Consider the following 21,148-nt stretch of genomic DNA (forward strand, 5'->3'; position numbering starts at 1 on the left):
GGCCGGCCGGTCAGCCGGCCGCCGCCTCCACCGCCGCCCGTACGTGGCAGGCCGCGAGATGGTCGTTGACCAGGCCGCACGCCTGCATCAGCGCGTAGGCGGTGGTCGGGCCGACGAAGCGGAAGCCGCGCTTCTTGAGGTCCTTGGCGAGCGCCGTCGACTCCGGGGTCACCGGCTGCACATCGGTCACGGTGCACGGCGCCGGGCGGCCCCGGTCCGGTGCGTAGGACCAGATCAGCGCGTCCAGCTCGCCGGGGGCCAGCGCGGCGGCGACCTTGGCGTTGTTGATCGTCGCGGCGATCTTGGCGCGGTTGCGGATGATGCCGGGGTCGGCGAGCAGCCGCTCGGCGTCCGCCTCGGTGAACCGTGCCACCTCCGCGATCCGGAAACCGGCGAAGGCGGCGCGGAAGCCGGGGCGGCGGCGCAGGATCGTGATCCAGGAGAGACCGGACTGGAACGCCTCCAGGCTCATCCGCTCGAAGAGCGCGTCGTCGCCGTGGACCGGCAGGCCCCATTCGGTGTCGTGGTACGCGCGGTAGTCGGCCATCTGCTCCGACTCCATCCCCCACGGGCAGCGCGGAACGCCGTCCGGTGCCGTCACCACGCCGCTCATGCCTGGTCCTCGCCTTCCGCGTGCCGGGGCGCCCCGGGTGCCCCGTCGGCCTGCGGCCCCTCCGCGCCGGGCCGGGCCCCGCCCCCCGGACCGTCCGCCGGCGCACCGCCCTGTATCAGCGCGGGTCCGCCCATGGCGGTGGCGTGGGCGCCGGCCAGCGCCGCCTCCAGCTCGGCGATCCTCGCGTCGCGCTCGGCGAGCTCGGCGCCCAGGCGGTCCAGGACGTCGTCGACGTCGTCCATCCGATAGCCGCGGACCGCCACCGGCAGCCGGACGGCGTCCACGTCGGCGCGGGCCACGGGCCGGTCCTCCGGCAGCGGGTCGTACAGCCGGTCCGGCTCGGAATCCCGCAACCCACCGCCGTCTCCGCCGCCGACGACCACGAGCGTGACCGCGGCCACCACCACGACCATCGCGATCAGCAAGAACCAGAACACGACCAACTCCCCGGACTATGTGCCTGCCCCGATCGTGCCATGCGGGTCTGACAGTTAGGGTCGCTCCCGGACCACGGAGAGGGAGTCAGGGAATGCTGCGGCTGGGTAATCGCGAGTTCGGGGCGCACGAACCGGTGATCATGGCGATCGTCAACCGGACCCCGGACTCGTTCTACGACCAGGGCGCCACGTTCCGCGACGAGCCCGCGCTGGCCCGCGTGGAGCAGGCCGTGGCCGACGGCGCCGCGATCATCGACATCGGCGGCGTCAAGGCCGGCCCCGGCGAGGAGGTCAGCGCCGAGGAGGAGGCCCGCCGGACGGTCGGCTTCGTCGCCGAGGTCCGCAAGCGCTTCCCCGACGTGGTGATCAGCGTCGACACCTGGCGGCACGAGGTCGGCGAGGCGGTCTGCGAGGCCGGCGCCGACCTGCTCAACGACGCCTGGGGCGGCGTCGATCCCCGGCTGGCCGAGGTCGCGGCGCGCTACGACGTCGGCCTGGTGTGCACCCACGCGGGCGGCGCCGAGCCGCGTACCCGCCCGCACCGGGTGACGTACGACGACGTGATGGCCGACATCCTGCGGGTGACGCTCGAACTGGCGGAGCGGGCCGCGGAGTTGGGCGTGCGGCGGGACGCGATCATGATCGACCCGGGGCACGACTTCGGCAAGAACACCCGGCACAGCCTGGAGGCCACCCGCCGGCTGGGCGAGATGACCGCGACCGGCTGGCCGGTGCTGGTGTCGCTGTCCAACAAGGACTTCGTCGGCGAGACGCTCGACAAGCCGGTCAAGGAGCGGGTGCTGGGCACCCTGGCGACGACGGCCGTCTCGGCCTGGCTGGGCGCCCAGGTCTACCGCGTCCACGAGGTCGCCGAGACCCGTCAGGTGCTCGACATGGTCGCGTCCATCGCCGGCCACCGCACGCCCGCCGTCGCCCGCCGCGGACTCGCCTGAGCCGCCGGTGCCGCGGTCCCCGGCCCACCGGGGACCGGGCGACGGCCCCGGCGGGTCAGATCCCGACCTCCTTGCTCATCAGCGCGACCGCCTCGTCCACGTCGTCGGTGAGGTGGAAGAGCTCCAGGTCGTTCATCGACGCCTTGCCCTCGGCGATGAGGGTGTCCCGCAGCCAGTCGACCAGCCCGCTCCAGTAGGTCGTGCCGAACAGCACGATCGGGAAGCGGGTGACCTTGCGGGTCTGGACGAGGGTGAGCGCCTCGAAGAGCTCGTCGAGGGTGCCGAAGCCGCCGGGGAGCACCACGAACCCGCGGGCATACTTCACAAAGCACGTCTTCCGGACGAAGAAGTACCGGAAGTCGACACCGAGGTTCACGTAGGGGTTCATGCCCTGCTCGAAGGGCAGCTCGATGCCCAGGCCCACCGAGACCCCGCCGGCCTCCCACGCCCCCTTGTTGGCGGCCTCCATCGCGCCGGGGCCGCCACCGGTGATCACCGCGAACCCGGCGTCGACCAGGCCCCGGCCGATGCGGACGCCGGCGTCGTACTCCTTGGAGTCGAGCGGCGTGCGGGCCGAGCCGAAGACGCTGACGGCCGGGCCCAGCTCGGCCAGCGCGCCGAACCCCTCCACGAACTCCGCCTGGATGCGCATCACCCGCCAGGGATCGGTGTGCACCCACTCGGAGGGGCCTTCGGAGTCCAGCAGCCGCTGGTCGGTGGTACCTGCCTGCACCTGCTCGTGACGGCGCAGAACGGGCCCCAGCCGCCGCTCACCGGGGGCCGGTGCTCCCTCGGGACTGGCCATGTCGTGCTCCCTCCGCTGGCAGATCGTTTGCCGTCTCAGCGTAGATCCGCCGACGTGACCGGCAAGGGAATTCGGCTGGTCCGCGGGCGGTCGGCGGCCCGTCCCGGGGGCGGCCCGCCGGCTCAGGCGGTCAGCCAGGCGCGCAGCCGCTCCTCGCAGTGCAGGATGCGGTCGACCTCGACCCGCTCGTCCTTCTTGTGCGCGAGCAGGGAGTAGCCGGGTCCGTAGTTGACCGCCGGGACGCCCAGCGCGCTGAAACGGGAGACGTCGGTCCAGCCGAACTTGGGCATGGCCGTGCCGCCGACGGACTCCATGAACGCCTTGGCCGCCGGGTGGGAGAGCCCCGGCAGCGCGCCGGGCGAGTGGTCGTCGACGACGAACTCGTCCACCGGGCAGTCCGCGAAGACCTCGCGCACGTGGGCGAGGGCCTCGTCCGGGGTGCGGTCGGGCGCGTAGCGGAAGTTCACGGTCACCGTGCAGGCGTCCGGGATGACGTTGTTGGCGACGCCCGCCTCGACGCGGACGGCGTTGAGGCCCTCGCGGTACTCCAGGCCGTCGATCACCGGGCGGCGCGGCTCGTACGCGGCGAGCGTGGCCAGGATCGGGGCGGCGGCGTGGATCGCGTTGGCACCCATCCAGCTGCGGGCCGAGTGCGCGCGCTCCCCGGTGGTGCGCAGCAGGACCCGCAGGGTGCCCTGGCAGCCGCCTTCCACCTGGCCGTCGGAGGGCTCCAGGAGGACGGCGAAGTCACCGGCGAGCCACTCGGGGTGGGCGTCGGCGACGTGGCCGAGCCCGTTGAGGTGCGCGGCGACCTCTTCGTTGTCGTAGAAGACGAAGGTCAGGTCCCGGTTGGGGGCGGGGACGGTGGCGGCCGTCCGCAGCTGGACGGCGACGCCGGACTTCATGTCGCAGGTGCCGCAGCCCCACAGGACGCCGTCCTCGTCGAGCCGGGAGGGGACGTTCCCGGCGATCGGCACGGTGTCGAGGTGCCCGGCGAGCACCACCCGCTCGGCGCGGCCCAGGTTCGTACGGGCCACCACGTTGTTGCCGTGGCGGTCGACGGTCAGGTGCGGCAGGGCGCGCAGCGCGTGCTCGACGGCGTCGGCGAGGGCCTTCTCGTTGCCGCTCTCCGAGGGGATGTCGACCAGCTGCGCGGTGAGCGCGGCGGCGTCGAGCGACAGGTCGAGGACAGGGTGGTGTGTGGAGCGCTCCATGGTTCCGACCCTATCGGCAGCACTCCAGTACGGTGGCCTCGTGCCCGCCCAGTCCGTAGCCCCCGTCCGCCGCAAGCGTCGCCTGCGTACCGCCGCCGCCTTCGCCGTACTCATCGGACTGGCCTGCTACCTGGTGGTGCAGTACGTGACCGGCGGCCCCGGGGCGCCGCACTGCACGGTGCGCGCCGAGGGGGACGGCAAGGCGTACGAGCTCTCCCCGGAGCAGGCCGCGAACGCCGCGACGATCTCGGCGGTGGCGACCTCGCGCGGACTGCCCGAGCGGGCGGTGACCATCGCGCTGGCGACCGCGATGCAGGAGTCCGGGCTGCGCAACATCGAATTCGGCGACCGGGACTCGGTCGGACTCTTCCAGCAGCGCCCGTCGCAGGACTGGGGCACGGTCCAGCAGATCATGGACCCCGTCTACGCGGCCGGGGAGTTCTACCGCCACCTGGCGAAGGTGCCCGGCTACTCGCGGCTGCCGCTGACCGTGGCCGCACAGAAGGTGCAGCGCAGCGGTTACCCGCAGGCGTACGCGAAGCACGAGGCGAACGCCGCGCTGCTGACCGGGGCGCTGACCGGCCGCGACGGCGCGGCGATGAGCTGCACCGAGAGCCGCCCCGCGGACGGCCGGGCGGGCGGCGCCGCGACGGTGCGGGAGCGGCTGGTGCGGGAGTTCGGGCCCGGGGTGCTGCCGCGGACGGACGGCGGCGCGGGGCGCGGCACGGGCGGCGGGCGGCAGCTGACGGTTCCGGTGGGGCAGGGCGGCGCGGCGGACGAGACGGCGCGGCGCGGCTGGGAGCTGGCGACGTGGGCGGTGGCGCACTCCGCCGAACTGCGCATCGAACAGATCTCTTACGCCGGCCGGATGTGGTCCGCGGACGATTCGGGGAAGGGCTGGCAGCACCGGGCGGAGAGCTCGGCGGCGGCCGGACGGACCGTCCGCCTCGTCACCGCGCAGTAGTTTGCGCCGTCCCCCGGAAGGGGAACCGGAAGCGGCGCGGGCGGCAATTCCCTTTACCTGCACGTGAATTGGGCTCGCCGACGACGGACAGGGCCACCAATTCCCTTGCGGCGAAAGCGCCGTGACGTTTCCGCACGCCACCCCGCGGTGCACATATTGCCCGGATTTCGCCCCGCCCGATTATCTGACGCGTTGCCAAGTCTTTACCTGAGTTCACCGCAACCTTCGGGGGTTTGAAGCGGTAGTCAGTGCGTCCGCCCGGCGGACATGGCACATCTGTCAGAAGTACGAGTCCTTCTCCGTAAAAGGAGCACCATGTCCCTCCCCGTTACGCGTCGGATCGCCCGAGCCGCCCTGCTCGTCGCAGCGGGCGCCGCTCCCGTGGTCGCCGCGGCTGGTTCCGCGGTCGCAGCGGAACTGCCCGTCAAGGCGCCCGACCTGGGCGGACTGACCGCGCCCCTGGACTCCCGCAACACCAGCCAGGCCCTCGACCACACCGCCCGCACCGGCGTCGGCCTGCTGAACGCGGCCGGCAGCAAGGCGGCGACGAAGCTCGCCCCGGCGCTGGTCGAGACCGCCGGTCCGGTCGTGAAGAAGGCCATGCCGCTCACCCAGGGCGTCGTCGACAAGGCGGAGAGCGTGGCCCGCCCGATCGCCAAGCGCGGTGTGTCGACCGACGCGCTGCCGCTGGACGCGGTCAAGGGCCTGATCGGCTCGCCGAAGGGCGCCCTCACCCAGCCCGGGGGCGGCCTGCTCGGCGGCCTGCCGGTCGGCGGCGGCCGCTGACGGCTGCCGCCCGTAGGCACGACGCGCGGGGGCCCGGGGAGCGATGACTCCCCGGGCCCCCGCGCGTCACGCGTTTCCGGTCGGGTTCACTCCGCCAGGTGGCGCACCGCGGCCTGCACCCGCTCGTCGGTGGCCGTGAAGGCGATCCGGACGAACCGCTCGCCCGCAGGTCCGTAGAACTCGCCGGGGGCGACGAGGATGCCGCGCTTGGCGAGATCGCCGACGGTGTCCCAGCAGGGCTCGTCCCGGGTCGCCCACAGGTAGAGCGACGCCTCGCTGTGCTCGATGCGGAAGCCGGCGCCCTCGAAGGCGCCGCGCAGCGCGGCACGGCGGCGGGCGTAGCGCTCGCGCTGCTCGGCGACGTGGGCGGTGTCGCCCAGGGCGGCGACGGTGGCGGCCTGGACGGGCGCCGCGATCATCATGCCGCCGTGCTTGCGGATCTGCAGCAGATCGCCGAGGACCGCCGCGTCGCCGACGAGGAAGGCCGAGCGGTAGCCGGCGAGGTTGGAGCGCTTGGAGAGCGAGTGGACGGCGACGATGCCGTCCAGGGAGCCGCCGCAGACGTCCGGGTGGAGCACCGAGACCGGGTCGGCCTCCCAGCCCAGCTCCAGGTAGCACTCGTCGCTGAAGAGCAGCACCCCGTGCTCCCGTGCCCAGGCGACGGTGCGGCGCAGCTCGTCGGCGCCGAGCACCCGCCCGGTCGGGTTGGACGGCGAGTTCAGCCACAGCAGGGCGAGGCCGTCGGGGTCCAGCTCCCACGGGTCGTCGTAGACGACCGGCTCGGCGCCGGCCAGCCGGGCACCGACCTCGTACGTCGGGTAGGCCAGCCGGGGGTAGCCGACCTTGTCGCCGGGACCGAGGCCCAGCTGGGTCGGCAGCCAGGCCACCAGCTCCTTGGAGCCGACGACCGGCAGCACGTTGGTGTGCTCCAGGCCCTGGGCGCCCAGGCGGGTGGCGGCCCAGCCGGTGAGCGCGTCACGCAGCGCGGCCGTCCCCCACACCGTCGGGTAGCCGGGGCTGTCGGCGGCATCGGTCAGCGCCTGCCGGACCACCGCGGGGACCGGGTCGACCGGGGTGCCGACGGAGAGGTCGACGATGCCGTCGGCGTGCGCCGCGGCGGTCGTCTTGTACGGCTCCAGGCGGTCCCAGGGGAAGGCCGGAAGACGGTCGCGAAGCGACTGGTGGCGGGGGGTGGCGGCTGCGCCCACGGTGCTCTCTTTCTCGGTGGTCCCGGGACGGCGGCGCGAAAATGCCGTGGTCCCGTACGGCTGGGCCGTACGGGACCGAACGGTGTCGGTTCCGTACGGCGTGTGCCGTACGGGACCCGGGCGGCGCCGTGCGACCGCTGACGACTCCGGGGCCGCAGGGAGCGGGCTCCCTGCCGGACCTCGGGCCGTTTACTGGTTCTGCGGCGGCAGCTGTGCGATGAAGGGGTGGTCGCGCTCGATCAGGCCGAGCTTGCTGGCGCCACCGGGCGAGCCGAGCTCGTCGAAGAACTCCACATTGGCCTTGTAGTAGTCCTTCCACTCCTCCGGGGTGTCGTCCTCGTAGAAGATCGCCTCGACCGGGCAGACCGGCTCACAGGCACCACAGTCGACGCATTCGTCCGGGTGGATGTACAAGGACCGCTGGCCCTCGTAGATGCAGTCGACCGGGCACTCCTCGATGCACGCCTTGTCCTTGACGTCGACACAAGGCTGCGCGATGACGTAGGTCACGCTGTCGTTCCTCCTCGGTAGGGCCGGCGGGCCGATTGGCAGTTCCGCCGCAGGGCGCGCGGGAGCGCGGCGTCGTCGATGCCCGCCACCTAGTATCTCCGTTCCCGGGCACGAGACGAACAAGAGGGGCGGTTTGAGCGATGGAATTCCTGGCCGGCGGACGCGCGGAAGTCCGTATCACCCGTGCTGACGTGGGCAAAAGGGTATCCGTCCGGCGTCTGACGGGTGACGGGGAGGGGGCGCCGGCGTTCACCGACGCGGTCGGCGTTCTCACATCGTGGGACGAGGGTGTGCTGAGCATCACACGGCGCGACGGCAGCTCCGTACGGATCGAGGAGTCCGCGCTGGTCGCGGCGAAGGTCGTGCCCGCCGCCCGGCCCCGCAGGAAGGTTCCGGCAGCCGGCGCCAGGGAGCTCCAGGAGGTCGCGGCGCGCGGCTGGCCGGCCGTCGAGGCGGAGCGTCTCGGCGAGTGGACGCTGCGCGCCGCCGGCGGCTTCACCCGCCGCGCCAACTCCGTCCTGCCGCTCGGGGACCCCGGCCTCCCGCTGGACGCCGCCCTGGAGCAGGTCGAGCGCTGGTACGCCGCGCGCGGGCTGCCGGCGGTGATCGTGGTCGCCACCGGGCGCGCGGACACCGACGACGCCCTGGCATCGGAGCTGGACCGGCGCGGCTGGGACGCCGAGCGGCACACCCGGGTCCGGATCTCGGCGCTGGCCCCGCTCGCCGACCTCCCCACGAGCCCTCCCCCCGGCTGCGCCGGGGTCACCCTCTCCCGCGAGCCCGGCGCCGACTGGCTGGCCCTGTACAACCGGACCGGTGACAGCGGCGGTCCCACGGCCGACGCGCTGAAGGTCCTGACCGGCGGCCCGTCGGTGTGGTTCGCCACGGTGCGGGCCGCCGACGGCGGGACGGCGGCGATCGGCCGGCTGGTCGTGGACGGGCGCTGGGCGGGCTTCGCGGCGCTGGAGGTGGCCGAGGACGCGCGGCGCCAGGGGCTGGCCACGCTGGTGACGGCGGCGCTCGCCGAGCGGGCCCTGGACGAGGGCGCCTCGGCGGCGTACCTCCAGGTCGAGGCGGACAACGCGGCCGCGCTGGCGCTCTACGACCGGCTCGGCTTCACCGACCACCACGGCTACCACTACCGGCGCGCGCGGCCGGGTGGCCGGCGCTGAAGGGGTATTCCTCCGGTATGTCCCCGCACCCCGAACCGGAGCCGCCGGGCCGCGCCGCGCGGCGGCGGCTGTTCGCCGAGGCCGCCCGGGCCGAGCGGCCCGACCTGGCGCTGCTGTGCCTGCTGATCGGCGCCGAGGCGGACCCGGACCTGGACGAGACGGGCATCGACGAGGCCCAGATCGAGCTGGACCGGCTGGCCGGACTGCTGCCCTACTCCCCGGCGGGCGGCCCCGGCGCCTGGGCCCGCAACCTCGCCGAGCTGCTCGGCGCCCGCTGCGGCTTCGGCGGGTCGCCCGCCGACTACCGGCGGCTCGCGTCCTCCCTGCTGCACCAGGTGCTCCGGCGGCGCCGGGGCCTGCCGATCCTGCTGTCGGTGGTGTGGCTGGAGGTCGCCCGGCGGGCCGGCGCGCCCGTGTACGGGGTGGCGCTGCCCGGCCACTTCGTCGTCGGCTTCGGCGACCCCTACGGGGCCCACGTACTGGCCGATCCGTTCGCGGGCGGCCGGCTGCTCACCGACGAGGACGCGGCGCTGCTGGTCGCCGGCGCGACCGGCGGGGAGCTGACCCCGCGGATGCTGGCGCCGGCCGGTCCGCTGGAGATCGTCCAGCGGGTGCTCAACAACATCCGGGCCTGGGCGCAGGCCCGCCCGGAGCACAGCGCGGTGCAGCTGTGGGCGCTGGACCTGGCGCTGCTGCTGCCCAGCCGGCCGGCGCGGCTGCGCCAGGAGCGGGCCGAACTGCTCGTCCGGCGCGGGGAGTTCCTCGCCGGGGCGGACGAGCTGGAGGAGTACGCCGGGGTGGTGGAGGCGGTCGATCCGGCCGGCGCCACCGCGCTGCGCCGTCAGGCCGCCGCGGCCCGCGCGATGCTCAACTGAGTCCCGGCGGGCGCCCGGCGGCGTACGACCAGCACGGTCGCGTCGTCCAGCAGCCGGCCGCCGGTGAAGTCCTCCAGGTCCGCGCGGAGCGTGCGGGCCAGCTCGGCCGGCTCCAGGCCCGTCCATCCGGTCAGCCGCTCGGCCAGCGGGTAGAACACGCCGTCCGCGCCGCGCGCCTCGGTCACGCCGTCGGTGCACAGCACCAGCCAGTCGTCCGGCCGCGGATGGATCCGGACGCTGCGGCGCGGCTCGCCGTCGAGCCCGCCCAGGCCCAGCGGCAGCCAGCCCTCGCCGTCCCGGCGCTCGTGCACCTCTCCCCCGCGGACCAGGTAGTACGGGATGTGGCCGCAGGACAGCACCCGGCCGCGCGGCGCTCCGGCCGGCCCGCTCACCTCCATCAGCAGCGCGGTCACGAAGCGCTCGTCGGTGCCCTGCTCGACGGAGCGGGCGTTGTAGCGGGTCAGCGCCTGCTCCATCCGCTCGGCCACCGACTCCAGGGTGTCCTGGTGGTGGGCGGCCTCGCGGAAGGAGGCCAGCACCTCCAGCCCCGCGCCGATCGCCGGCATGCCCTTGCCCTGCACGTCACCGATCATCAGCCGCAGCCCGTGCGGCGTTTCGACGGCCTCGTAGATGTCGCCGCCGACCCTGGCCCCCTCCTGGGCGGAGACGTAGAAGCCGTACGCCTCGACCGGCCCGGCGGTGAGCGGCAGCTCGCGCAGCATCGCCCGCTGCACCGTGTCCGCGACCAGGCTGGTGCGGGCGTGCAGCGCCTCCCGCTGGAGCCGCGTCCGGCACAGCACCAGCGAGAAGACCGCCACCAGCAGGGCGCCGAAGACCGCGACGATCCGGCTGGCCAGGCCCCAGTCGGGCACCGTGAACGAGTCGACGTAGATCAGGCACGCCACGTAGACGGCCGCGACCAGCAGCGTCCGCCGGTACGAGCAGCGCAGCGCGGCGTACAGCGGGGCGATGCCCAGGAAGGCCGACTGGTGCAGCTCCGGTCCGACATCGGTCGCGTCCAGCGCCGTGACGGCCAGGATCACCACGATCAGCAGCACGGTGGTGCCGCGGCCGCGCTCCACGGGGCGGTTGGCAGGCATAACACTTCCACCTTGCGGGACACCGCCGCGCACCGCACAGGGGCCAAGGTCCCGGGGGTGGCGGCGCCGCTACAGCCAGCCCTTGTCGCGGGCGGTGCGGACCGCCTCGGCGCGGTTGCGGGCCCCGGTCTTCTGGATGGCGGTGGAGAGGTAGTTGCGGACCGTGCCCGCGGACAGGTGCAGGGCGGCGGCGATCTCCGCGTTGGTGGAGCCGTCCCCGGCCGTCCGCAGGACCTCCCGCTCGCGCTCGGTCAGCGGGCTCACGCCGTCGGCGAGCGCGGCCGCCGCCAGCGCCGGGTCGATGACCCGCTCGCCGCCGAGCACCCGCCGCACCGCGTCCGCGAGCCGGGCCGCGGGGGCGTCCTTGACCAGGAAGGCGTGGGCGCCGGCCTCCATGGCGCGGCGCAGATAGCCGGGGCGGCCGAAGGTGGTGAGGATGACGACCTTCACGCCGGGCAGCTCGTCGCGCAGCACGGCCGCCGCGTCCAGCCCGCTCAGGCCGGGCATCTCGATGTCCAGCAGCGCGACGTCGACCGCGTGCGCGCGGGCCGCCGCCAGCACCTCGTCACCGCGCGACGCCTGCGCGACGACCTCCAGGTCCCCCTCCAGCGACAGCAGCGCGGCCAGTGCCTCCCGGACCATCGACTGGTCCTCGGCCAGCAGCACCCTGATCATGCGGGTCAGCTTAGAGCCTGCGCCGGGGCTCCCCCGGAGGATCCGGCGGACCGGGGTACGACCGCCCCCTACGCCTGGCCCGGCAGCGGCTCGGACGCGGTGTCCGGGGCGGGCGGGGCGGCGGCCGGGGCGGGCAGCGGGACGTAGGCACGCAGGGCGAAGCCGCGGCCGTGCGGTGCGGCGCCGGTCTCCAGCCGGCCGTCGGCCAGGGCCAGGCGTTCGCGCAGGCCGGCCAGGCCGTTGCCGTCGTGGCCGCCGCCGCGCGGCGGCCCGGTGCCGTCGTCGATGACGGACAGGCACAGGTAGTGGCGCTCGTCGGCCTCCCACTCCTCGGTCAGCAGCAGCTCGCAGCGGCCGGCCGCACTGTGCCGTACGACGTTGGTGACCGCCTCCCGCAGCGCCCAGGCCAGCGCGCCCTCCCCGTCCGGCCCGAGGCCCCGGTGCGCCCGCTCCAGTGCGGGGTCGATGTCCGCGGTGATCGCGGCGGTGCGCAACGCGGCGCGCGCCCCGGCCAGTTCGACGACGAGGCGCGGACGCCGGTAGCCGGTGACCGCCTCGCGGACGTCGACCAGCGCCTGCCGGCTGACCTGCTCGATGTCGGCGACCTGCCGGGCGGCGTCCGCCGGCCTGGCCGGCAGCATCCGCCCGGCCAGCTCGCTCTTCAGGGTGATCAGGGAGAGCGAGTGGCCGAGGAGGTCGTGCAGGTCGCGGGCGAGGCGCAGCCGTTCCTCGTTGGCGGCGAGCCGCGCGACCTCCTGCCGCGCGGCGCGCAGCTCCTGCGTCGTACGGATCAGATGCTGCACGCCGACCATCGCGAACCCGCTGAGCAGGCAGGGCAGGGCGTACGCGAAGAGGTAGACCCGCACGTCCGGGTAGCGCATGCCGATCAGCACGAGGGCGGCGGTGAGCGCGGGGATGGCCCACCGCGAGGTCCGGAAAGGCTGGGTGACGGCCACCGCGACGCAGACGAAGGTGAAGAGCACCAGCCAGTTCGGGCCGAGCGTCCAGGCCAGCAGCGCGGCGAGCACCGCGAGGAGGACCACCGCCGCCCGGATCACCCCGGCCGCCACCGGCCGGTGGGCCATGTGCCGGAAGACCAGCACGAAGTAGACACCGACGAACGTCAGGAGACCGCCCCAGCCGAGCGCCTCGCGGGCCGGGGACAGCCCGCCCTCGGCGAGGGTCCCGATCGGGCCCGACAGGTACAGGAACCAGATGACGATCCAGCCGGCCTTCACGAGCGCCTCACGGCGGGTGCGGGGAGGCGTGCCGATCCGCACCGGGTCGTCGTCGGTGTCCGGTCCGTTCATGCCCGGCGGGTGTCCTTTCGGTACAGCCAGGCCGCGCTGCCGGCGAAGACCAGCAGGTAGCCGGCGAGGAGTGCGATGTCCTTCGCGTGCGGCGCGCTGCCGGCCTCGACGGCGGTGCCGAGCGCGGCGTACGCGTGGGTGGGCAGCCACTCGGCGATGTTCTGCACCCACTGCGGCAGGATCGTCAGCGGCATCCACAGCCCGCCGAGGAACGCCAGGCCGAAGTAGAACAGCATCGCGATCGGCCGGACCGCGTCGCCGGTGGCCAGGTAGCCGATGGCGACGCCCAGGGCCGCGAAGACGAAGCTGCCGAGCCAGGTGCCCACGGCGATGGCGGCCCACTGCCAGGCGTCGAGGCGGACGCCCTTGACGAGGGCGGCGACCAGCAGGACGAGCACGATGGACGGCAGGCTGACCGTCGCGGCGGCGGCGATCTTGGCGGCGACATACCCGCGGCCGGGCAGGGCGGTCAGCCGCAGCTGGCGGACCCAGCCCTTCTCGCGCTCCTTGGCGATGCGCTCGCTGTTGCCCAGCAGCACGGCGGTCATGGCACCGAATGCTGCCATGGAGACCATGAAGTACAGCCCCATGTCGAGCTTCATGCCGGGTATCGGCTTGCTGTCCGCGCCGCCGGCGATGATCAGGTAGAGCGCCGGCGGATAGATCACCGAGAAGAACATGAACTTCTTGTTGCGCAGTGCGCGGATGATCTCCAGCTTGATCAGAGTGGTCATCGGGCCGCCTCCTCGGCGGTGGCGGGGGCCTGGTCGGACGCGGTGGTGAGGGCGATGAACGCCTGCTCCAGGCCGAGGCCGGAGACTTCGAGGTGGTGCGGGTAGAGGCCGAGGCCGTACAGGGCGTGCACGGTGGCGTCGGCGTCCTGGGACTGGATGCGGACCGTCCGGCGGCCCGTTCCCCCGCCCGATCCGCTGTCGGACACCGCCAGGGAGGTGAGGGCCGGCAGGCCCCGCAGCGCGTCGTGGTCGACCGGCTCGTCGAGGTCGAAGGTGACCCGGCGGGCGCCGGCCCTGGCCTTGATCTCGGCGGCGGTCCCGTCGGCCAGCACCCGGCCGCGGTGCAGCACGATGACCCGGTCGGCGATCTCGTCGGCCTCTTCGAGGTAGTGCGTGGCGAAGAGGACCGTACGGCCCTGCCGGGCCTGCGCGCGCATCGCGCCCCAGAAGGTCTGCCGGGCGGACACGTCCATGCCGGTCGTGGGCTCGTCGAGCACGATCAGGTCGTTGGCGCCGGCCGTGGCGAGGGCGAAGCGCACCCGCTGCTCCTGCCCGCCGGAGAGCTTGTCGACCATGCGGTCGGCGATCTCGGTGATGCCGGCGGTGGCCATGATGTCGTCGAGCGGATGGGCGCGCGGGTGCAGGTCGCGGGCGAGCCCGACGAGTTCCTTGACCTTGACGCCCTCCATGAGGCCGCCGCTCTGCAGCATCGCGCCGACCTTGCCCTGCTCGATGGCGCGCTGCGGGGTCGTGCCGAAGAGGGTCACGGTGCCGGAGTCGGCGCTGCGCAGGCCGAGGAGCAGGTCGAGGGTGGAGGACTTGCCGGCGCCGTTCGGGCCGAGGAGGGCGACGGTCTCGCCCGGGTGCAGCTCCAGATTCAGGTCGGCCACCGCGCGCACCGCGCCGTAACTCTTGTTGACCTGGCGGAAGCTGACCACGGGTGACCCGCCCGCCGCACGGGCGGGGTTCGTCGCGGTGGTCTCTGTGGTCGTCATGGCATTCAGCTTCCGGGATCCGCGCGCGCGGCGGCAGTGTCGCCCGTACGCGGTGCGGCATGACATCTGTCATGGGTGAGGCCCCCTGGGGGCTTCCCGGACTGCGCCGGGAAGACCGCCCGTGGGGGCCTCTGACCTGCCGTTACGCAAGGTGGCGGGGCGTCAGCCGCCGTCCGCGCCGATGGTCTGGATCCGCTCGGCCGGGGTGGTGCCGAGCAGTGCCTTGCCGACCGCGCTGGCCACCTCCTCGACGGTGACCGGCTTCTTGGAGCCGTCGCCCTTGGTGAGCAGCACCCCGTTGAAGGTGTCGCCGTAGAGCTGCTGGAGGGCCGGCCGGTCGTAGTACGGCACCAGGTCGCCGTTGCTCCCGACCTTGAAGGACAGGAACTTCGGGATGGACTTCTGCGGGCTGAAGGAGACCGTGTGCGCGGCGTCCGTACGGACCGTCACCAGTCCGGACATCGCGGGCTCGGCGTACTGCTTCAGCGCCTTGTCCACCGCGGCCTTGCTGACCTGCGGCTGCTGCGTGCTCGCGGCGAGCACGACCGGGGAGCCGGTGCCGGTGGCGGCGCGGTCGCGGTAGGCGTCGGCGATCTTCTCCTTGGAGGTCTTGACGTCGATCGCCTTGTGCGGCACGCCGTAGTGCGGCACCGCCTTGCCGTTCTCGAAGGTGATCCCGCCGTCCTCGGCGGCACCCCCCTCGCCGGCCACGTTCTGGAGCGCGATCTGCAGCTTCTCGTCGTCGACGATCATCGCCGGCTTGGCGGTCCGGGTGCCGCCGAACAGCGAGCCGATGACGGAGACCGGGTTGTAGTCCCGGCCGGCCGCGTCGCGGACCGTGGCCTGGAGGTCGATGTCGAGACCCGCCTTGGCGGGCTCCAGCGTCGCGGGCTTGCCGTCGACGGTCAGCTTCAGCGGCGCGGTGCGACGGTCCTTGAGGGCCGTCTCCAGCTTCTTGACCGCCTCGTCCTTGGTGGTGCCGCCGATGTCCACGCCGAGCGCGGTGGTGCCGTTGGGCACGTCGGCGTGGTCGAGCAGCAGTCCCGCGCCATAGGCGACGCCGGCCAGGACGACGACGGCGACCCCCGCGAGGACGAGCTTGTTGCGGCCCTTCTTCGGCGGGTTGATCGGCTCGGGGATCTTGGGCCGCGGCTTCGGTGCGGCGCCGTCGTCCTCACCGGCCGGGGCGTGGGCGAACGGCGACGGGGAGGCCGGGCTCTCGGCGCCGGGCACCTTCGGGATGCCGCTGACGAGGGTGTCGCCGGACACCCGGTCGTGGCCGCCGGGGCCACCGGCGGCGTCGTTCCGGGCGCCGCGCCTGCCCTTGGGAGCGCCCGGCGCGGCGGGGCCGCGGCCGCCGGGCAGGCCGCCCGCGATGCCGCCGCCGGTGCCGGCGCCGCTGCCCGGGCCGGTGAGCGGCGCGGGCGGCTGCGGGGTGAGTTCCGCGGTGTCGTCGCTGATCCCCGGCGGGGTGCCGGGACCGGCGAGCGGGTCGCTGAAGCCGGGCGGGAGGTTGAGCCCGGACTGGCCGCGGGCCGGTCCGGTGGTCGGGCCGCTGGGGCCGGCCGCCGGGCCGTCGAAGGGGCTGTGGTCGCGGGCGACACCGGGGGCGTCGAACGGCGAGCCGTCCCCGCGGGGCTCGTTGTCGAACGGCGAGCCGCCGGACCGGGCGCCGCCGTCGAAGGGCGAGCCGCCGCCGGACCGGGCGCCGCCGTCGAACGGCGAGCCGCCACCGGACGGTTCCGGGCTGTCGGAGAAGTACGGCAGGTCGGGGCGGTTCGGGGGCTTGGCGCCCGCGGGGCCGCGCGGCGGGGTGCCGCCACCGGGGGCGGGGGGCGCCGGGTGGGAGCCGGTGGTCGAGGACGGGCCGGACGGCCCGGCCTGCGTCTTGCGCGGCGCGAACCAGTCACTGGGCCGCTCGGACCGGGCACTCGGCGCGGCGTCGTCCGCGGGGACGTCGGGCCGGGCGGTGTTCGCGGTGCGTTCCGCGGGCCGCTCGCCGCCGCGCGGGGCGCGGGGCGTGCCGCGGGAGGCGGCGGAACCGCCGGACCCGGTCGATGCGTTCATGCCGGACTCCTCACCGACGGGCTTGCGCACGACGACCGGCGGGATGGGGCGCGACCCCGGAATGTTGATCTTGATCCGCGTCGTCAGTGTGGTCTCGGTCTTGGGCTCCTCCGGCTGCACCGCAGCTCCGGGTGCCGGCGTCTCGTCGGCGTCTCCCCTGGGCGAGCCGTACGGCGGCGTCCCGGACGGGTACGCGGCTCCGCCACGGCCCCGGGGGCCGGAGGACGAACTGTCAGATTCACGACTCAAAGCAGGTTCTCCCGGTTGGCTCCGCCGCTCGTCAGAGATGATCCCCGGTCCGAAGCCGGGGGGTGCCCCCAGGGCGGCGCGACGGCGCGCACCACCATACTGTCCGCCGCGGGCGGACACCCGGGGAGCGTACGAACACCGCCGCCACGGGCGATACCCCGGTGCCGGGGCCGGATGCCCCGACCCGCGCGGCATCCGTCCCCATTTGGACCACGTCATCCGCCAACTCAGCCGGCCCGGACGCCCATCATGCGCCGCTGGGTCGCGGTGGCGCAGATCACAGCGATGAGGATCCCGCCGAGCAGGAAGACGTACGAGCCGACCCCGGGGCCGAAGAGGAAGTCGCCCTCCGGCCGGACGTCGCTGAGCAGCAGGAACACCGTCATGAGCCAGGCCGCGCCGGGGATCAGCACACCGGCGGAGGTGCCGGTGGCGGCGGCGCCCCCGTAGAAGAGGCCGCCGACGCCGCACAGCGCCAGCACCAATCCGCCGGGGAACCACGCCGCTTGCACCAGCGTCCCCGCGCACGCGACCAGCACGGCCGCCACCAGGAGCAGCAGGTAGACGCCGATCCGGCCGGCCGTCAGCGGCGCGGCGCCGCCGACCGGGACCGCGGAACCACCGGTGCGGGACCGCGGCGCGGCGCCGGACGCGCCGGCGGAGGCCGCGCGGGACCGCTGCCCCTTGGCCCCGCCGGCCTTCCCGCCGCCCTTCCCGCCGGCCGGCGGGGTGCCGTCAGCGCCGTTGCCGCCCTTGGCCGTGCTCATTCCGCCGCCTCCTCGATCCGGGCACGCTCCTCCGTACCCACCGTCTCACCGACCCCCGCGAACAGGTCGTCCTCCCGGCCGCCGGCCGCGGGGGCGCCGGGCGTGCCGTGCACCAGCTGATAGTGCTCGGTGCCGAACAGCGGCTGCCCCAGGTCGTTGGAGAGCGCGAAGAACGGCCCGTCGACCGCGATCTGGGTGTAATGCGCGCGCATCGCCGCGGTCTTCGCCGCCCGGTGCGCCGCCGATCCGGTGACCGACGCGGTGACCTCGGCGTCCGGCAGCACGCCGGGCACGTCGTCGACGGTGGCGATGCCGGGGAACGCCCGGCCGGCCGCGCGCAGCCGCGCGAAGCCCTCCTCGACCACGGAACGGGGGTTGCAGTTCCAGTAGATCTTCTCGATCGCGTGCGCCCCGCCCAGGTCGGGCCGGAAGTCCGCCCGCGCGGCGAGCTCGGCGCCGCGCATGGCGACGCGGTGCGCCTGGATGTGGTCGGGGTGGCCGTATCCGCCGTTCGGGTCGTAGGTGACCAGGACCTGCGGCCCGACCTCGCGGATGACGGCCACCAGGTGGGCGGCCGCCTCGTCGAGCGGGGCCTGCCAGAAGCAGTCGGGCCGCTCGTTCTGCGGGGCGCCCATCATGCCGGAGTCGCGGTAGCGGCCGGGCCCGCCGAGGAAACGGTGGTCGGTGACGCCGAGCGCGTCCATCGCGGCGGCCAGCTCGTCGACGCGGTACGGGCCGAGGCTGTCGTCGCGGTCCGGCGCGAGGTGGGCGAGCTCGGGCGGGATGACCTCGCCCTCCTCGCCGCGAGTGCAGGTCACGAGGGTGACCAGCGCGCCCTCGGCCGCGTACTTGGCCATGGTCACGCCGTTGTTGATCGACTCGTCGTCCGGGTGCGCGTGCACCAGGAGGAGGCGGCGGGCCGGCTGGGCAGCTGGGGGCGGGTGGGCGGTCATGCCGACAGCCTACGAGCCGGCCGGCCCGCCCTCACCCCGCGATCCCGGTGGCCGCCCGCCGGGTGGCGGGGCGGGGCACCGGAGGGGTGGGAGCGGGCCGGTTCGCGCGCGGCTCAGAACTTGATGCCCCCGATCATGCTGGCGACGTTCGTCGTCAGCGTCTTGACCGACGGCGCGATGGACGAGCTGGCCAGATAGAAGCCCAGCAGCATGCAGACAAAGGCGTGGGCGGCCTTCAGCCCGGATTTCTTCACGAGCAGGAAGACGATGATCGCCAGCAGCACCACCGCCGAAATCGAGAGTGCCACGGCGGCTCACCTCCAAGTACACACGTTCCGGACAGAGTTGTGGCGCGCCGGCCCGCGTCCACGGACCCGCGCACCGGGTATGCCAAGGGCTCTTTACCCCGTACCCACTACGCGCAAGGGATCATAACTTTCCGTCCTAGCGCATAAGTCGGAGCACGGAAGCAGAGCAGGGGCGCACACGATCTTCACGAGCGCGACCGTGGTGAGCCCCGGCCCCCGTAGGCTCGCCCCATGACCGGACAGCCTTCGTTCCCGCGGCAATCTGCCCGTACGCAGCGCTTCACTCTGGGCGCTCCGCGCGGCTACACCCTCTCCCCCGACGGTGCGCGCGTCGTCTTCCTCCGCTCCTCCTCCGGCACCGATCGCAGCCAGCAGCTGTGGGTGCTCGACGTCGCGGAGGGGCGGGAGTTCACGGCCGCCGACCCGCGGGCCCTGCTGGCCGGGGCGGAGGAGGACCTCCCGCCGCAGGAGCGGGCCCGGCGCGAGCGCAGCCGGGAGGGCTCGGCCGGCATCGTCGGCTACGCGGCGGACTCCGCGGTGGAGTTGGCGGCCTTCTCGCTCTCCGGACGGCTCTTCGTCTCCGAGCTGCGGGCCGGCACCACCCGTGAACTCCCGGTCCACGGGCCGGTGGTCGACCCCCGCCCGTCGCCGGACGGCCGGCACGTGGCGTTCGTCGCGGAGGGGCGACTGCGGGTGGTCGCGGTGGACGGCGCGGCCACCTCGGACGACGGCGGGACGGCGGCCGCCGGTGGCGTACGGGCGGACCGGGTGCTGGCGGAGCCCGACGGGCCCGAGGTGAGCTGGGGCCTGGCGGAGTTCGTCGCGGCCGAGGAGATGGGGCGCTACCGGGGCTTCTGGTGGTCCCCGGACAGCGACGCGGTGCTGGCCGCGCGGGTCGACGAGGCACCGGTGCAGCGCTGGTGGATCTCCGACCCGGCGCATCCGGACCGGGAGCCCGCCCGGGTCGCCTACCCGGCGGCCGGCACCCCCAACGCCGAGGTCACCCTGGCCCTGTTCGGCCTGGACGGCTCGCGCACCGACGTCACCTGGGACACCGTGCGCTACCCCTATCTGGCCCGCGTCCACTGGTCGGCGGCCGGCCCGCCGCTGCTGCTGGTGCAGGCCCGCGACCAGCGCGACCAGCGCTACCTGACCGTCGACACCGCGACCGGCGCGACCCGGACGGTGCACGAGGACGAGGACGAGGTGTGGGTCGAGCCGTTCCCGGGGGTGCCGGCCTGGACGCCGGACGGCCGGCTGGTGCGGATCGCGGACGAGGGCGGTGCGCGCAAGCTGTTCGTCGGCGCCCGGCCGCTGACCGGGGCGCCGCTGCACGTGCGGGCCGTCCTGGACATCGGTGAGGACGACGTCCTGTTCTCCGCGAGCAGCGCCGACATGCACGACATCGGCGTCTACCGCGCCTGGTTCCGCGGCAGCGGCGACCAGGGCGGCTGGGAGCGGGTGGGCGCGCGGCCGTATCCGACGGTCTCCTCCGCGGTGCGCGGCGGGGCACTGACCGTGCTGTCCCAGGCATCGCTGGAGCGGCCCGGCACCCAGGTGGACGTGGTGCGGCTGGACGCCGACGGCGGGGAGAAGACCCTCGCCACGATCGGTTCGTACGCCGAGGAGCCGGGGCTCACCGCGCGCCCCCGGCTCGTCCTGGCCGGGGAGCGGGAGATCCCGTGCGCGGTGCTGCTGCCGAGCGGCTACACGGAGGGCGACGGTCCGCTGCCCGTGCTGCTGGACCCCTACGGCGGCCCGCACGGCCAGCGGGTGGTCGCCGCGCACCACGCCCATCTGACCTCGCAGTGGTTCGCCGACCAGGGGTTCGCGGTGCTCGTCGCGGACGGCCGGGGCACCCCGGGCCGCTCCCCCGCCTGGGAGAAGGCGATCTCCCGGCGGGTCGCCGAGGTCGCGCTGGACGATCAGGTGCACGCCCTCCAGGCGCTGGCCGGATCCTTTCCCTTCGACATGGAGCGGGTGGCCATCCGCGGCTGGTCCTTCGGCGGCTACCTGGCGGGGCTCGCGGCGCTGCGCCGGCCCGATGTCTTCCGGGCCGCGGTGGTCGGCGCGCCGGTGACCGACCTGCGGCTGTACGACACCCACTACCAGGAGCGCTACCTCGGCCACCCCGCCGAGGAACCGGCGGTCTACGCCGCGAACTCGCTGCTCACGGACGAGGGGCTGTCCGGCGCGGTGGAGCCGCACCGGCCGATGCTGATCGTGCACGGCCTCGCCGACGACAACGTGGTGGTGGCGCACTCGCTGCGGCTGTCGTCGGCGCTGCTGGCGGCCGGCCGGCCGCACGAGGTGCTGCCGCTGTCCGGCGTGACCCATATGACGCCTCAGGAGCAGGTGGCCGAAAACCTGCTGCTGCTCCAGGTGGACTTCCTCAAGCGGTCGTTGGGGATGACCGGGTAGCGCCGGGAACGTCCGGCGGGCCGAGGGGGTGC

At 74.3% G+C, this 21,148-nt stretch carries 21 protein-coding genes; 6 read left to right on the forward strand and 15 right to left on the reverse strand.

What is annotated here, in order from left to right; translation table 11 throughout:
- Positions 1-10 precede the first annotated feature (10 nt).
- Complete coding sequence (locus tag SL103_RS30125; RefSeq protein ID WP_069572124.1) at positions 11-613, reverse strand: DNA-3-methyladenine glycosylase I; 603 nt, start codon at positions 611-613, stop codon at positions 11-13.
- Positions 610-1,050: a DivIVA domain-containing protein gene (locus SL103_RS30130; RefSeq protein WP_069572125.1), complete on the reverse strand. Its 441-nt coding sequence runs from the start codon at positions 1,048-1,050 to the stop codon at positions 610-612. The genes SL103_RS30125 and SL103_RS30130 overlap by 4 nt, the downstream gene beginning before the upstream one ends.
- A gap of 92 nt (positions 1,051-1,142) precedes the next feature.
- Here SL103_RS30130 and folP point away from each other — a divergent pair, with 92 nt between their 5' ends.
- Positions 1,143-2,003, forward strand: a complete 861-nt coding sequence (folP, locus tag SL103_RS30135) for a dihydropteroate synthase (RefSeq protein ID WP_069572126.1) — start codon at positions 1,143-1,145, stop codon at positions 2,001-2,003.
- Between the two features lie 55 nt (positions 2,004-2,058).
- Here folP and SL103_RS30140 read toward each other — a convergent pair whose 3' ends face one another.
- Positions 2,059-2,808: a TIGR00730 family Rossman fold protein gene (locus SL103_RS30140; protein WP_069572127.1), complete on the reverse strand. Its 750-nt coding sequence runs from the start codon at positions 2,806-2,808 to the stop codon at positions 2,059-2,061.
- 122 nt (positions 2,809-2,930) lie between these two features.
- Positions 2,931-4,022, reverse strand: a complete 1,092-nt coding sequence (gene dapE, locus SL103_RS30145; RefSeq protein ID WP_069572128.1) for a succinyl-diaminopimelate desuccinylase — start codon at positions 4,020-4,022, stop codon at positions 2,931-2,933.
- Between the two features lie 40 nt (positions 4,023-4,062).
- Between dapE and SL103_RS30150 the strand changes: the two genes are divergently transcribed.
- Both SL103_RS30150 and SL103_RS30155 read left to right on the forward strand, forming a co-directional pair.
- Positions 4,063-4,986: a heavy metal transporter gene (locus tag SL103_RS30150; RefSeq protein WP_069572129.1), complete on the forward strand. Its 924-nt coding sequence runs from the start codon at positions 4,063-4,065 to the stop codon at positions 4,984-4,986.
- A 315-nt stretch (positions 4,987-5,301) separates the two neighbouring features.
- Positions 5,302-5,772, forward strand: a complete 471-nt coding sequence (locus SL103_RS30155; protein ID WP_069572130.1) for an ATP-binding protein — start codon at positions 5,302-5,304, stop codon at positions 5,770-5,772.
- Between the two features lie 86 nt (positions 5,773-5,858).
- Here the strand turns inward: SL103_RS30155 and dapC are convergent, their stop codons facing one another.
- Complete coding sequence (gene dapC, locus SL103_RS30160; protein WP_069572131.1) at positions 5,859-6,980, reverse strand: succinyldiaminopimelate transaminase; 1,122 nt, start codon at positions 6,978-6,980, stop codon at positions 5,859-5,861.
- 189 nt (positions 6,981-7,169) lie between these two features.
- Entirely contained in the window at positions 7,170-7,490 is a 321-nt protein-coding gene (fdxA, locus tag SL103_RS30165) for a ferredoxin (RefSeq protein WP_033266100.1), read from the reverse strand.
- A gap of 140 nt (positions 7,491-7,630) precedes the next feature.
- On the opposite strand from fdxA, the gene SL103_RS30170 reads away from it, so the two are divergent.
- Complete coding sequence (locus SL103_RS30170; protein WP_069572132.1) at positions 7,631-8,662, forward strand: GNAT family N-acetyltransferase; 1,032 nt, start codon at positions 7,631-7,633, stop codon at positions 8,660-8,662.
- Positions 8,663-8,679: 17 nt separating this feature from the next.
- On the forward strand, positions 8,680-9,537 hold the full coding sequence (locus tag SL103_RS30175; RefSeq protein ID WP_069572133.1) for a transglutaminase-like domain-containing protein: 858 nt from the start codon (positions 8,680-8,682) through the stop codon (positions 9,535-9,537).
- Here the strand turns inward: SL103_RS30175 and SL103_RS30180 are convergent.
- From SL103_RS30180 to SL103_RS30220, 9 genes are all read right to left on the reverse strand, one after another.
- Entirely contained in the window at positions 9,504-10,637 is a 1,134-nt protein-coding gene (locus SL103_RS30180) for a PP2C family protein-serine/threonine phosphatase (RefSeq protein WP_069572134.1), read from the reverse strand. The two genes, SL103_RS30175 and SL103_RS30180, sit on opposite strands and share 34 nt — an antisense overlap.
- Before the next feature lie 69 nt (positions 10,638-10,706).
- Positions 10,707-11,312 carry a response regulator transcription factor gene (locus tag SL103_RS30185; protein WP_069572135.1) on the reverse strand — a complete coding sequence of 202 codons (606 nt, stop codon included), beginning with the start codon at positions 11,310-11,312 and terminating at the stop codon, positions 10,707-10,709.
- Positions 11,313-11,380: 68 nt separating this feature from the next.
- Entirely contained in the window at positions 11,381-12,622 is a 1,242-nt protein-coding gene (locus SL103_RS30190) for a sensor histidine kinase (RefSeq protein ID WP_069572136.1), read from the reverse strand.
- Positions 12,619-13,356 (reverse strand): ABC transporter permease, encoded by a 738-nt coding sequence (locus tag SL103_RS30195; RefSeq protein WP_033266105.1) that lies wholly within the window; start codon positions 13,354-13,356, stop codon positions 12,619-12,621. Before SL103_RS30195 ends, SL103_RS30190 begins: the two co-directional genes overlap by 4 nt.
- Positions 13,353-14,351: an ABC transporter ATP-binding protein gene (locus tag SL103_RS30200; RefSeq protein WP_079146050.1), complete on the reverse strand. Its 999-nt coding sequence runs from the start codon at positions 14,349-14,351 to the stop codon at positions 13,353-13,355. Before SL103_RS30200 ends, SL103_RS30195 begins: the two co-directional genes overlap by 4 nt.
- 162 nt (positions 14,352-14,513) lie before the next feature.
- On the reverse strand, positions 14,514-16,667 hold the full coding sequence (locus tag SL103_RS30205; RefSeq protein ID WP_069572137.1) for a hypothetical protein: 2,154 nt from the start codon (positions 16,665-16,667) through the stop codon (positions 14,514-14,516).
- Between the two features lie 227 nt (positions 16,668-16,894).
- Positions 16,895-17,434, reverse strand: a complete 540-nt coding sequence (locus tag SL103_RS30210) for a DUF6113 family protein (RefSeq protein ID WP_069572138.1) — start codon at positions 17,432-17,434, stop codon at positions 16,895-16,897.
- Complete coding sequence (gene mshB, locus SL103_RS30215; protein WP_069572139.1) at positions 17,431-18,387, reverse strand: N-acetyl-1-D-myo-inositol-2-amino-2-deoxy-alpha-D-glucopyranoside deacetylase; 957 nt, start codon at positions 18,385-18,387, stop codon at positions 17,431-17,433. Before mshB ends, SL103_RS30210 begins: the two co-directional genes overlap by 4 nt.
- A 113-nt stretch (positions 18,388-18,500) precedes the next feature.
- The gene (locus tag SL103_RS30220; protein ID WP_069572140.1) at positions 18,501-18,695 is read right to left on the reverse strand and encodes a hypothetical protein; all 195 of its coding nucleotides are present in this window, start codon (positions 18,693-18,695) and stop codon (positions 18,501-18,503) included.
- Positions 18,696-18,926: 231 nt separating this feature from the next.
- Here SL103_RS30220 and SL103_RS30225 point away from each other — a divergent pair, with 231 nt between their 5' ends.
- Entirely contained in the window at positions 18,927-21,116 is a 2,190-nt protein-coding gene (locus tag SL103_RS30225; protein ID WP_069572141.1) for a prolyl oligopeptidase family serine peptidase, read from the forward strand.
- Positions 21,117-21,148 lie beyond the last annotated feature (32 nt).

This window comes from Streptomyces lydicus (assembly GCF_001729485.1).
Classification (GTDB): domain Bacteria; phylum Actinomycetota; class Actinomycetes; order Streptomycetales; family Streptomycetaceae; genus Streptomyces; species Streptomyces lydicus_D.